This is a genomic window from Ruegeria sp. HKCCSP351 (assembly GCF_017872535.1).
GTDB lineage: Bacteria > Pseudomonadota > Alphaproteobacteria > Rhodobacterales > Rhodobacteraceae > Ruegeria.
The window spans coordinates 307,132-319,984 of record NZ_JAEDOV010000003.1 but is presented as its reverse complement, the minus strand read 5'-3'; the positions used below and the strand labels follow the sequence as shown (position 1 = coordinate 319,984).

Below are 12,853 nucleotides of genomic sequence, written 5' to 3'. Positions count from 1 at the left end.
AAGTTCATTCCTTACCGGACCGCCACTCTTTCCAGATCAGATAGCTGTTGGCGGCAAGCGAGGCGAATGGCTCGGGCGGCAAACGCGGCAAGTCCGGTTGCGCCAGAAAATGATCGGCGATGTCAGACTGCTGGTCCAACAACAGTTCAGCGACGCCCATGCCTTGCAGTGTTCCCCGTGCAATGCCCAGACCGTTCTGGCAACAGGCTGAGTAGACACCGTCCTTAAGCTCGCCGAACGCAGCCGATCCATTGCGACTGAGGCAAAGCATCCCGGCCCAGCGATGTTCCATCTGCACATCCGGCAGATGCGGAAAGCGTTCCCTGAACTTTCTGTCATGCACCCAGCCTGCATTGCGCAGTCGCATTGGACTGGTCTCGATTTTTGGATGAAAGCTGGAGCAGGTGCGGATCAGGATGCGATCCCCGTAGCTGCCGGAAGTGCGCCGTACTGACGTCCCCATCGGGTTCGCTGGCGTCACCGACCAGCGCGACTGCCCGCCCAGTGTCTTGATCTGTGCGTCGGTCAGCGGCGCTGTGAGCGAGGCATAGAGGCATATGTGCATCAACTGCCGCTGGTAGAACCCAAAGCTTTCCAGATGACCGTTATTGGCCAGAATGATCCGCCCGGTGCTGACTTTGGCCTTGTTGGTGCAGACCACCCAGCCTGCGCCCTGATGCTCAAAACCGGTGACGGGTGAACGCTCGAACACATCAATCTGCCCGGCCAGACGGGCAGACAGCGCTCGCACATATGCCGCAGGCTGGATCATCACTGTCCCCGGCGCATAAAGCCCCGAGGTATAGTGTGGGCTGCCCGTGATCTCTTGCATCTGCTGCTGATCATAAAGCGTATGCGGCTCGCCGAGTTTGGTCAGGTGCGCGGCAAAGGCGCGGTTATGCGCGTCGCCCGCTTTGGTGGCGGCGGCATTGTATTTGCCGCAAGGGTCGAACATTTCCTTTGACAGCCCGCAATCGAAGGCCACTTCGGTCGCAAAGGCAATCGCCTTGCGGTTCAGCGCAATGGTGGCGCGATCTGCGTCCGATCCCTTGCCTGCGTAGTTGTCCGAGGCCAAGTCATGGGGCAGGTCGATCATGAACCCGGAATTTCGGCCTGCCGAGCTGTCCGCGAAGCGGCCGGCTTCCAGCAGAACGATTTTCAGGGAAGGATCCAATTGATGCAGCCGCCGCGCCGCGCTGAGCCCGGCAAACCCGCCGCCAACTATTGTGATATCTGCGGTCAGGTTCCGTTCCAGCACCGCCAGAGGTGTTTGGGGCGGCAGAATCGCATTCCAACCCGACGGGCCTGTCTGCCGGGGTAGCCTTTTTGCGTCATGTCGACTCAATCGACGGCCTCATCCGCGTCATCGGCCAGATCGATCCAGATGGTTTTCAACTGGGTGTACTGGTCATGCGCGTGGATCGAGTTATCGCGACCCCCAAAACCCGACTGCTTGTAACCACCGAAAGGTGTCGTGATGTCACCTTCGCCGAAGCTGTTCACCGTCACGGTGCCTGCGCGGATCATCCGCGCACCACGTATGGCGCGTTTGACATTGGCCGTGAAGATTGAGGCGCATAAGCCATAGTCGGTGTCGTTCGCGATCTGGATCGCTTCATCGAAGCCCGAGACTTCAATTACCGACAAGACAGGGCCAAAGATCTCCTCGCGCGCCAATGCAGCGTCGTTGCCGGGCACTTCGACCACGGTGGCCTCGACAAACCCGTTGTCCGCTTTGCCACCGATCACCACGTTCTCGGCCTGATCCAGATAGCCACAAACCTTGGTGTAGTGGTCTTCGCTCACCAGTGCGCCCATGCGGGTTTCGGGGTCGAGCGGGTCGCCGGTGTTCCATTGTTTGACGTGATGCGCGATGCGCTCCAGCAGCTCGGCCTTCACTTTCTTATGCACGATCAGGCGTGACGAGGCCGAGCAGTTCTCCCCCATGTTCCAGAATGCGCCATTGACGATATGCGCCGCCACCCGGTCGAGGTTTTCGGCATCCTTCATCACGATGGCAGGGTTCTTGCCACCCATCTCAAGCACCACCTCTTTGGCGTTGCTTTCCGCCGAATAGGTCAGAAAGCGTTTGCCGGTCACGGTCGAGCCTGTGAAGGACACCATGTCGATATCCATGTGCCGCCCAATGGGTTCGCCCACCTCGGTCCCGCCACCGGGAACGATGTTCAATACACCGCGTGGCAAACCGGCCTCCATCGCCAATTCGGCAAGGCGCAGGGCCGTCAAAGTGGTTTCCATCGCCGGTTTCACAACAACAGAACAGCCTGCCGCCAGCGCTGGCCCGATCTTCCATGCCAGCATCAGCAGCGGAAAGTTCCACGGCAGCACCAAACCCACAACGCCTATTGGCTCGCGCACCACCATGGCGATGTGATCGTCGCTGGCGGGCGAAACCTGATCGTAAATCTTGTCAATCGCCTCGGCGTGCCACTTCAGGCAGTGGATCGTCTCGGGCACATCAACAGTTTCGCAGTCAAAGATCGTCTTGCCGCTGTCGATGCTTTCCATCACGGCCAGTTCACGGGCGTTGCGGGTTATCAGTTTGCACAACCTGATCAATACATCCTTGCGATCAGACGGATGCAGTTTGCTCCATCGGCCATCGTCAAACGCCTCACGAGCTTTCGCGACCGCAAAATCCACATCTGCCCCATCGCAAGATGCAATATCGGCCAGATTTTCACCGGTTGCAGGGTTCACTGTCGCAAAGGTCCGGCCTGAGATCGCCGGACGGAATGCGCCGTCGATAAAGGCACCTGTCGGCAGGGTCAGGCCTGCGGCGATGGATTTGTATTCGTCCTGTGTCAACAGATCCATGTCTCTTACCCCTCTGCCACGATGTCGGCGATTGTCTTTTTCAGCACGCACGTGACCTGTTCCAGCGCGCGCTTGTCATCCTTGTTCAGACCCTTCAGCGGAGGCCGCATGATACCTGCGTCGATCCCGTTCATCGTGACGCCATGCTTGATGGTCTGGATGAACTTGCCACCCTGTTCCAGTACCCGCATCAGCGGCATCATCGCAGACATGATCCGGCGGCCCTTGGTGAAATTCCCTTCGACCACGCAGGCCTGATAAAGAGCCACATGTTCGGCAGGTAGGAAGTTCGACCCGCCACACACCCAGAACGGCGCGCCCCAGGCAAAGAACTCGAGTGCTTGGTCGTCCATTCCACAGCCCAGCTGGATATGCGGATAATCCCGCGCCAACAGATGCACCCGGTTGATATCGCCCGAGCTTTCCTTGATGCCGCAGAAATTTCGGCTGCGACCCACGCGGTCAAGGAACTCTTCCCCCATCATTGTGCCGGTACGGTGCGGATAGTTGTAGAGCATCACCGGCAAGTCGGCGGCTTTGTCGATGGCCAGCGCATTCAGCGCGTTTTCGCGATCCGTCGGTACCGAGTAGGGCGGGCTGGCCAACAGGATGGCGTCCGCGCCGATATCGCGCGCGCCCGCGGCCAGCGCTATCGAGTCCGAAGTCAGCATCGCGCCCGTGCCAACCACCAAGGGCAACCGCCCTTTCAGGTGTTTATGCGTGAATTTGGCGAGTTCCAGCCGCTCCGGCACGGTCTGGGCATAATTCTCACCTGTGGATCCGCCGGAAATCAGGCCGTGCACACCATTTTCGATCAGGTATTCGATCACGTCGGACAGGGCGTCCCAGTTCACGCTTCCATCGTCGTGATAGGGGGTGATCACAGGGGTATATATCCCTTCGAACTTGAAAATCGGGTTCATTCCGTCCTCATGCGGGTTTCGAAAGTGGCGGGATACCCATTGGGACATCCAGTGCGTCAGGCATCACAAACATCCCGATCTGATCCCGGGACAGGTTCCAGTGATCCTCGGCCAGTTTCGCCGCCTCAACTTCATCGCGTGCCTCGATGGCTGCGATGATCGCGTCATGCTGTTGGCTGGCCAGCGACAGGTTTTCGGACATTTCAACTGTCTGCGGCCGATAAAACGTCATGCCAATCCGTGCATGATCGATCAGCAGCCGGTTGAATGACGGAAGCAGGTAGACATTGCCGGACATCTCTCCGGTAACGTCATGAAAGCGGTTGTTGGCAAGTGCGCGATCCTCGGCCGACCCTGAATGAAGGGCAGCTTTGAACGCGTGCTGAGCCGCTTTCAGGTCACTGATTTGCACGTTAGTCGCGTTCACTGCCGCCAGACGCAGGATGGCCCCGTAGACCATCGGTGCGGCAAGGAAGAAATCGCGCAGCGTAGTGTAGGACATTTCCGAAACACGAGCGCTGCGGTTCTTCCGAAGATCCAGATAACCTTCGCCAGCCAACTGTCGAAATACCTCGCGCAGCGGCGTGCGCGACAAGCCGAATTCATCGGACAGATGCGCCTCATCCAGATCGTCGCCCGGACGAAGGCGCAGAGTCAGGATGGACATCTTCAGGTGTTCTCTGAGCGCGGTTTTGCGCGACTTGGCTTCGTCTTTCATCCTCTGGCCTCACTATATCCTGTGGCCGCCGCGTTCGAATCGCGGAGGTCACAGTTTTGTATTTCGAAAAAATACAACTTGTATACAAAAAAATCTCGTGCAGCATGAGTGTCTGCTAAATAGACTCACGTTCGGGCGTCGGCCCAGTTTGGAAATGGTTCTGCTCATGCCTCAGACGCAGCACTTCGCCTTCATCCTGGTCGAGGAGTTTTCGCACCTCGCCTTTTCCTGTGCGGTCGAGCCGCTGAGAATCGCCAACCTTGTGAGTGGCGAAGAGCTGTATCGTTGGTCATTTGTATCCGAACAGGGCGAGCAGGCCGTGTCTTCCAATGGATCCGTCACCCTTGTGCATTCCGGACTTGAGGAACTGTCCAAGTGCGATCAGCTCTTTGTTTTGTCGGGCATTCACATGCGTGACCATGTGACCCGTTCCCTTCTGGCCGCACTGCGGCGCGAACGCGCGCGTGGAACGCGGATCGGGGCCTTGTGTTCCGGGGCGTGGCTGCTGGCCGAGGCCGGGTTCCTCAATGGTATGCAGGCAGCGATCCATTGGGAATACCACGACGCGTTCATGGAGGCGTTTCCGGATGTCAATCTTGTGCGCAGTGTCTTTGTCGCCGACGAAAAACACATTACGGCATCAGGTGGAACCGCGACCGCAGACCTGATGCTGCATCTGATCGAACGAGACCATGGCGAAGAGCTGGCCACCGATGTCGCGGATCAAATGGTCTATAACACTGTACGTAATGCGACTGCCAAGCAGCGCGTTTCGCTGCAATCGCGCAATGGAATGCGCAATGCTCACCTGGCAAAGGCGATAGATATTATGCAGGACAGTCTGGAAACTCCAGTTTCACCATCCTTCATTGCAGACAATTTGGGTATCTCCACCCGTCAACTTGAACGGTTGTTTGGCAAGTACCTCAACACTTCGCCCAAACGGTACTTTATGGAAATGCGGCTGGAACGGGCCCGGAAGCTGCTTTTGCAAACCGAAGCGTCGGTCACCGAGGTCGCCGTGGCCTGTGGTTTTGAAAATCCGGGACATTTCTCTCGGGTATACCGGTCCAGTTTTGGCATCACACCGCACGCGCAGCGCAACAAGATCAACTGAAATCGGATAGATTGCTGCTTCTACCTGCCGACGGGGGTGCCGCGATCCGCTGACCTTGAACAGGTCCGACCTGGCACCCCCTGATCCCGCCGAGATACCCCCTCGTTAAAACTGGACTAGTCAACAGATCGGCAGGATTACCCACCAATAAATCTCGATATTGGCATAAGTATATCAAGAACTTGTCATCGACAGGTTTGTTGTGCCCTGTTTCGTTAATCTATTGTTAACTTAAAGCTCAGGTTGAAGCCTCTGGATGTTCCGTCAGCCAAAACGCCGACATCCGGTCACGATAATCGGTTCGTGCTGAAAGCGCTTCCTTGATTAGTCGGATGTATCTCAGCATGATCCGGATATGTCGGTTGAAATGGACACGTGGCTGAACGACCTCGGACTGGGTCAGTACGCAGATGTTTTTGCGGAAAACGACATTGATGCGCGCGTTCTGCCGCTGCTGACGGGTGACGACTTGAAAGAGCTAGGAGTGAGTTTTGGTCACCGGAAGATCATCCTTGCGGCGGTTCAAGATTTGGTTGGCTCTGGGCACCTGTCTTCATCAGCACCTGCCGCAGGGGAGCCCACCAGCGAGAACACTCAGCCATCCGCCGCTGATGATGTGCATGGTGAAGCTGCACCAACGAAAAAGCCCATCGCACCTGCGGCTGAGCGGCGTCATCTGACAGTGTTGTTCGCTGATCTGGTCGGCTCGACAGAGCTGACCAACCGTTTTGATCCCGAAGACATGCGGGATCTGCTACAGAACTATCAAGATACCGTCGCGGGGGCAGTGAGCAGATACGGTGGCTATGTCTCGAAATACCTTGGCGACGGTCTTCTTGTGTTTTTCGGTTGGCCAACAGCCTATGAAGATCACGCCATTCGCGCCATTAAGGCGGGGCTTGAGTGCGTCCGCCGCGTTGAAGAGCTTAACACCCCTGACGGCGAGCGTTTGTCGGCCAGGCTGGGTATTGCCAGCGGTGATGTCGTGGTCGGCGACACTATCGGCGAAAACTCTTATGAAGAAGGTGCCATGACCGGGCCGACCGTCAATCTTGCGGCGCGGATACAGGAACACGCTCAGCCGAACTCGGTGGTTTTGTCTGCGGAAGAAACCGAAGCCGCCTTGCACCGGATATTCGAGTTCGAGACCCTTGGACCAACTCAGCTGAAAGGGTTCAAAGACCCTCGGACCTTGTTGAAGGTCGTATCGGAACGCAGCGCGGAAAGCCGGTTTCGCGCGTCGTATAAGGATGACGCCAGCAGCACCATGATCGGCCGGGATTACGAAAAGGGGATCCTGTTGCAATCGTGGCAGCGTGCCCAAAGCGGTCATGGTGAGGTCGTTCTGCTGTCGGGTGAGGCGGGAATAGGAAAATCGCGCCTGACTGAGGGGTTTCTTGCAGATGTCACGGCAACCGGGCAGGCCGACGTGATAAGGCTGAACTGCTCTCCTTATCTGACCAGCAGCCCCTTTCATCCCGTCACCCAGCGAATTTCACAGGATGCGGGCGTTGAACCGGATTTTGATGACAATCAAATTCTGGAACATGTCAGGAAGCTGCTGGAAGGCCGGGAAGGTCTGGACTGGGAACAGGTTCTGCCTGTCTTTGCAGCGCTGGTTGCGCCGCGCAGTGCGCCGGCTCGTGAAGTTCTCGAGATGTCGCCGCAGGAGCAACGCGACATAACGATCCAAACCCTTATCCATACGGTGCAGGTCCGGGCAGGCGTGCGCCCGGTTATTCTGTGTGTTGAGGATGCACATTGGATCGATCCCTCGACGCAAGCCCTGCTGGAGCGGTTCAAGGCGATTTGCACCGATCTTCCCCTGATGATCCTGATGACCCACAGACCTGGGTGGGACCTGGCCCGCGATGACGGGGACACGCATGTTCAAACACTCCTGTTGCGCCGGTTCGGTTCTGCTGATGTCTCGGATCTGGTCCGCAATATCACCGGCAAGGACCCTGACGATGCCTTGATCGCGACGATCATCGAAAAAACGGACGGCGTGCCCCTGTTTGTCGAAGAATTGACCCAAGCAATCGTAAATGCTGATGAGCAGGGACAAGTCCACATACCATCGTCGCTGAAGGGCGCCTTGATGGCGCGGCTTGATGCAGTTTCGCCCGAGGCCAAACAGGTTGCGTTGACGGGGTCCGTCATTGGGCGGGAATTTGAACCAGACTTGGTAAAGGCCGCAATGGGGCTGGAACGCGCGGATATCAAACTTCGCCTTGAAGAACTGTCGCGAACGGGACTGATCTTTGAAAGCGGAAACAACCGCGGGCATTTCGTGTTTCGCCATGCCCTTATCCGCGATACGGCGTATCAATCCATGTTAAGTTCCACCCGCAGGCAGCAACATTCGGACGTTGCCCGAGCACTGATCGCGATGCGATCAGCTGAAATCGAACGCCGACCCGAGCTGGTGGCCCGCCATCTGTCAGAAGCAGAAGAATGGCGCGCCGCATTCGACAAATGGGAAGCTGCGGCGGAAATGGCGTTGGCCCGGTCAGCCAGCCAGGAAGCGATGGCCAATGCACTGGAAACACTCAGGGCTGCGGAAAAACTTGGCTCTGAAATCAGTGCGGAGATGGTCAGGGGCAAAATTCTTGTCGGACGCAGCCATGACAGCCAGGGCCAGTTGCCTGAGGCGATGGAAGTTCTGAAAAGTGCATCTAAAGCTGCCCGGAAACTCCATGACGTGGAGCTGGCAGCCGATGCAGCCAATCATTTTGCTGACTCGTGCATGATGACAAGCACGCGACATCACGAGGCCATAGACCTTTGTGACAAGGCACTGAAAGACCTGTCAGACAATGACGAAGTCAGGCGGTGCCGGTTGATGAGCCAACTTGCACGGGCGTATATGTTTGTCGGCCAGTTTTCCGAGGGTACCCGCTTTGGTCAGCAATCCATGGAACTGGCGGCGAAACTTGGGGATCATAAATCCCAGTTTTCGGTAATGATGATGCATTTTGGGGCGCCCTTCGTTGCGCGCAACGGGCGAGAGGCGCGCCATTGGCGTGAAAATCTGGACGCCATGCATCGGGTGGCAGAAAAGCTTGGCACCATAGACCAAGGCCGCGACCGGACGCTCAGCCTGTTTGTCGGCGCTGAAATGGCCGACCGTGACCTGATGGACAACTCGCTCGAGTTGCTGACAGCGATTTCAGAAAAGGACAATCATCTGCAACTCTATTGGGTTCAGAAACACGCACGCGCCATGGTTGCAATCATGGAAGGCGACTTTGTTCAGGCTGAAAAGCACGCCACCGAAGCAGTCAAGATCGGTCGAAAAACGCACGGGGAACATGTCGAGGGTGTTTTCGGCGTTCAGATGTTTACCATCCGGCGCGAGCAGAACCGTCTGCACGAGGTCGCGCCTGTGATCAAGAAACTGATGACCGACAGCCCCGAAGACATCTCGTGGAAGCCGGGTTTCGGCCTTATCGCGGCCGAGCTGGGGTACACGGAACCGGCCGAAAAAATACTGAATGAAATGGCGGAAAACGGCTTCGACCTACCGCCAGATGCCATGTATTCAACAACTCTGTCCTATCTTGCCGACATCTGCGTGGCAGTCGGGCATCCGGATCATGCCCAGACGCTTTACGGCATGCTGCAACCTTACGAAGACCTGACGATCACCGCAGGGGCAACCACAGTCTGCACAGGTGCCGCAGCCCGACGCCTGGGGAACCTGGCAACAGTGCTGAAAGACTGGGAAATTGCCGGGAAGATGTTCCAAAAAGCCATCGAGATTGACACGCGGATGAGTTGCCCGCCCTGGATTGCGCATTCCAAGGCAGCGTATGCATCCGCACTCAGACAACAGGGCCGCCCCAGTGATTTTGAACTGGCGTTTCAACTGGAAGGGGAAGCGTTGGCAATATCACAGAAATTGAGTATGGTTTCCCTTAAGTCAAAGCTCGAAGGGGTAGCCAGTTAAGGCCCGGAAAATGCTTGGGGGGCATAATGCCACGATACATCATTGAACGAAATTTTGCGGAACAGCTGAATATCAGCGACAACGACAAAATTCACATCAAAGAAATCAACGACGAAGTCGGCATTGAATGGATATTTTCCTTCCTCAGCGCAGATAAGCGCAAGACATACTGCCTTTACGAAGCCCCGGATGAAGAAAGCCTGCGAAAAGCGGCCGAACGTCTGAACATTCCAGCCGATGTCATCACGCCGGTAGATCGGATCGATCCGGGAATATTTGCCTGACGACCAGCTTTCTCCCACAACCAAATATCCCCTTCCCAGGGCAATAACAAACTCACGAGGCAGCCGTGCGCGAAACCTTTCCTGAACCAAGGGAGGCCTACGCATGTTTGACCTGAAAGCACTCGACGGACGTATCGCGTCTGTGGATCAAGGCGATTTGGACGCGCTTGATGCCTCACTGCGCGGCGGGGTCTACCTGCCGGGGACCCCGGAATATGAAGAAGCCAGGATTACCTGGAACAGCATGTTCGAGCGTTACCCCGCCTTCGTGATCCGTGCGATGGGGGCGAGCGATGTCCAGAAGGCAATTAATTTCGTCCGACAAGCAGGCCTCATGATGACCGTTCGATCAGGTGGACACCAGATCGCAGGGCACGCCGTCGCGGACAAGGCCGTCATGCTGGACCTGTCCCAGATGCGTTCAGTTCATGTGAATCCTGCCCGCAAAACTGCCCGGGTTGCACCGGGTGCGTTGCTTGGCGACGTTGATCGCGAAACACAGGCCCATGGTCTTGTCGTCCCCACAGGCATCAATTCGACCACCGGCATCGCCGGGTTGACCCTGGGCGGAGGTTTCGGCTGGACGACGCGGAAATTCGGCATGACGATCGACAACCTTCTGTCAGCAGAAGTCGTCACCGCGGATGGCGCGATTGTCACCGCATCATCCACGAGTCACCCGGAACTTTTCTGGGCCATTCGTGGTGGTGGCGGAAACTTTGGTGTCGTCACCTCATTCGAATTCCAGTTGCATGATCTTGGGCCGGATGTCCTGTCCGGCCTGATCGTGCACCCGATCGAAAAGGCACCAGAACTACTTTCCGAATTTGTGGCCATTGCGGACACGTCCCCCGATGAGCTCACCGTCTGGAGCGTGATGCGAAAAGCGCCGCCGCTCCCGTTCCTGCCGGAAGAGTGGCACGGGCGCGAGGTGCTGATTTTCGCAGCGTGCTATAGCGGCCCGATGGATGAGGGTGAAAAAGCAATGTCGGCCTTACGTGCGCTGGGTGAGCCGATTGTGGATGTCATTTCACCGCACAGGTTCGTGGACTGGCAGGCGGCTTTTGATCCCCTGTTGTCGCCGGGCGTCCGCAACTATTGGAAAAGTCATGACTTCAACACGTTGCCCCCGGCCGCCATCACGGACCTGCTGGACGCGATTTCCACCCTTCCTGATCCCGCTTGCGAGGTTTTCATTGCTCATGTCGGTGGCGCGATGGCCCGCGTTGAACCCGCTTCTACCGCCTACCCGCAAAGATCTGCGCATTTCATTATGAATGTTCACACACGATGGGAGGACCCTGACAAGGATGACTCCTGCATCGGGTGGGCACGCCGGCTGTACGAACAGATGAAGCCGTACTCAACAGGCAGTGCTTATGTGAACTTCATGCCTGAAGATCAGGCAGATCACATGACCGGCGCCTATGGTGTGAACGGCGAAAAGCTGTCCAAGATCAAAGGTATTTATGATCCGGGCAATCTGTTCCGGATCAATCACAATATCTTGCCTTCACGGGGGTAAGTAAGACTGCAACATCAAAGCTTTGGTTCGGGAGTGTTGCTGACACCTCATGGTCTTGCCTAGAGAACGACGCTGTACGGATATTTTCAATCCCGCAATCCTAGCCCATGGCAGCTCTCAGTCGATACCAAGCAACCCGCACTTTTCTTTCTGTTCCTGATGATGTCAAAGTCCTAGCGTCGGAATCACGAACTGAGACCGCGGCTGGAAATCGACCATTGTTGCGCTCACGCTCGGGTCTCGGCTTAAACCGCTGAAAGCCAAATCATTGAAAACTCGACAGAACTGGCGGCTTCCTGTTGAGTGCGCAGTTTTAGGGAAAATCATGGCTGGGGTGGTAGGATTCGAACCTACGATACACGGTACCAAAAACCGCTGCCTTACCACTTGGCTACACCCCAACGGTGAGCGGCTATCTACGATTGTTGATGGCAGGGTTCAAGAGCGTTTTGCAAAAAAAGCGAGCGCCGTAAAATTTTTTTGAAGGCCCCTCATTTGGTATCGATCAACACCGCTCCGGTACGGTTGCCTTCCTGTACCATCACATGGGCCGCAGCGCATTCTTCCAACGTAAAGACCTTATGAACTGGGCAGGTCAAGGCGCCATCAGCCAGTGCCTTGTGTAGTGTCTTTATTGCGACGGCGCGCAAGTTCGCAGGCAGCAGGTAGATCAGGACCGCCTCGAGTGTCACGGCCTTGAACATCATAGGTCCAAAGGGAAAGACGGGCGTCATATTCCGGGCAGATCCATATGCGTTGATACGGCCGTTCTCGGCGATGACGGCAATGTTGGTGTCAAGGTTCTGTCCAAATTCGACATCGACGATTCGACCAATTGCACGTCCATCATTTGCGTCGAGGATCTGATCCGAAAGGTGTTCACCGGTGTAGTCGAGAACGACATCTGCACCAGCTGCCTTGACCCGGTCAAAGCTGCGGGCGCTGGCCGTTGCGATCACTTTGGCTCCGGCCCATTTGGCAAGTTGCACAGCTAGGTAACCGACAGTTCCCGCCCCGCCATGGATCAAAACGGTTTGCCCGCGCGGCGTGCCGCCCGAAAACACCGCATGGCATGCGGTTAGGCCCGGAATTCCAAGAATTGCCCCGGTTTCAAGTGACACCGTCTCGGGCAGTTCCACAGCCTGGGATTCGGGCAGGGTGATGTGGCTGGCAGCTGTACCGAATGCGCGCTGCCATTGCCCGTTCCAGATCCACACGCGCTGGCCAATCCGCGTCGCGGGTACGCCATCGCCCACTGCTGTGATGACTCCAGCCCCGTCACTGTGCGGAACGATCAGCGGAAACGGAGGTTCTGTGACACCCGGTCGGGCCCCCGCGCGGGCCTTGATGTCCGAGGGGTTTACGCCGGAAAAGGACAGCTCGACCGTGACTTCACCCGGTCCAGGCGAACTCGGGGGTATATCCTGTATACGCAAGACATCGACAGCGTCTCCGAAGGCTGAATAGGTGACTGCGCGCATAGGGTCCTCCGTTTA

9 protein-coding genes and 1 tRNA gene are annotated in these 12,853 nt (G+C 56.8%); 4 read left to right on the top strand and 6 right to left on the bottom strand.

Going from position 1 to position 12,853, the window contains the following annotated elements:
- Nucleotides 1–4: 4 nt before the first annotated feature.
- The 4 genes from I9182_RS08650 to I9182_RS08635 are packed head-to-tail and all read right to left on the bottom strand — an operon-like array spanning nt 5 to nt 4,479.
- Complete coding sequence (locus I9182_RS08650) at nt 5–1,345, bottom strand: FAD-binding oxidoreductase (RefSeq protein WP_209597957.1); 1,341 nt, start codon at nt 1,343–1,345, stop codon at nt 5–7.
- Nucleotides 1,342–2,838: an aldehyde dehydrogenase gene (locus I9182_RS08645; protein ID WP_209597955.1), complete on the bottom strand. Its 1,497-nt coding sequence runs from the start codon at nt 2,836–2,838 to the stop codon at nt 1,342–1,344. The genes I9182_RS08650 and I9182_RS08645 overlap by 4 nt, the downstream gene beginning before the upstream one ends.
- A 5-nt stretch (nt 2,839–2,843) precedes the next feature.
- Nucleotides 2,844–3,761, bottom strand: coding sequence for a dihydrodipicolinate synthase family protein (locus I9182_RS08640; protein WP_209597953.1), 918 nt, complete (start codon nt 3,759–3,761; stop codon nt 2,844–2,846).
- Nucleotides 3,762–3,768: 7 nt separating this feature from the next.
- Entirely contained in the window at nt 3,769–4,479 is a 711-nt protein-coding gene (locus tag I9182_RS08635) for a GntR family transcriptional regulator (protein ID WP_209597951.1), read from the bottom strand.
- A gap of 166 nt (nt 4,480–4,645) precedes the next feature.
- Between I9182_RS08635 and I9182_RS08630 the strand changes: the two genes are divergently transcribed.
- The 4 genes from I9182_RS08630 (at nt 4,646) to I9182_RS08615 (ending at nt 11,357) form a co-directional block, all read left to right on the top strand.
- Nucleotides 4,646–5,596: a GlxA family transcriptional regulator gene (locus I9182_RS08630; protein ID WP_209597949.1), complete on the top strand. Its 951-nt coding sequence runs from the start codon at nt 4,646–4,648 to the stop codon at nt 5,594–5,596.
- Between the two features lie 355 nt (nt 5,597–5,951).
- On the top strand, nt 5,952–9,548 hold the full coding sequence (locus tag I9182_RS08625) for an adenylate/guanylate cyclase domain-containing protein (RefSeq protein ID WP_209597947.1): 3,597 nt from the start codon (nt 5,952–5,954) through the stop codon (nt 9,546–9,548).
- 26 nt (nt 9,549–9,574) lie between these two features.
- Nucleotides 9,575–9,832, top strand: a complete 258-nt coding sequence (locus I9182_RS08620) for a DUF4242 domain-containing protein (RefSeq protein ID WP_209504668.1) — start codon at nt 9,575–9,577, stop codon at nt 9,830–9,832.
- 103 nt (nt 9,833–9,935) lie between these two features.
- A complete protein-coding gene (locus tag I9182_RS08615; RefSeq protein WP_209597946.1) occupies nt 9,936–11,357 on the top strand; it encodes an FAD-binding oxidoreductase in 1,422 nt (473 codons plus the stop codon).
- Between the two features lie 326 nt (nt 11,358–11,683).
- Here I9182_RS08615 and I9182_RS08610 read toward each other — a convergent pair.
- A tRNA-Gln gene (locus I9182_RS08610) sits at nt 11,684–11,758 on the bottom strand.
- 90 nt (nt 11,759–11,848) lie between these two features.
- The gene (locus I9182_RS08605; protein WP_209597945.1) at nt 11,849–12,838 is read right to left on the bottom strand and encodes an NADPH:quinone reductase; all 990 of its coding nucleotides are present in this window, start codon (nt 12,836–12,838) and stop codon (nt 11,849–11,851) included.
- Nucleotides 12,839–12,853 lie beyond the last annotated feature (15 nt).

Bases quoted from the DNA above. Each gene is read 5' to 3' on its own strand.
- I9182_RS08640 (WP_209597953.1), bottom strand. From the start codon at position 3,761: ATGAACCCGATTTTCAAGTTCGAAGGGATATATACCCCTGTGATCACC.
- I9182_RS08630 (WP_209597949.1), top strand. From the start codon at position 4,646: ATGCCTCAGACGCAGCACTTCGCCTTCATCCTGGTCGAGGAGTTTTCG.
- I9182_RS08605 (WP_209597945.1), bottom strand. From the start codon at position 12,838: ATGCGCGCAGTCACCTATTCAGCCTTCGGAGACGCTGTCGATGTCTTG.
- I9182_RS08620 (WP_209504668.1), top strand. From the start codon at position 9,575: ATGCCACGATACATCATTGAACGAAATTTTGCGGAACAGCTGAATATC.
- I9182_RS08625 (WP_209597947.1), top strand. From the start codon at position 5,952: ATGTCGGTTGAAATGGACACGTGGCTGAACGACCTCGGACTGGGTCAG.
- I9182_RS08645 (WP_209597955.1), bottom strand. From the start codon at position 2,838: ATGGATCTGTTGACACAGGACGAATACAAATCCATCGCCGCAGGCCTG.
- I9182_RS08635 (WP_209597951.1), bottom strand. From the start codon at position 4,479: ATGAAAGACGAAGCCAAGTCGCGCAAAACCGCGCTCAGAGAACACCTG.
- I9182_RS08615 (WP_209597946.1), top strand. From the start codon at position 9,936: ATGTTTGACCTGAAAGCACTCGACGGACGTATCGCGTCTGTGGATCAA.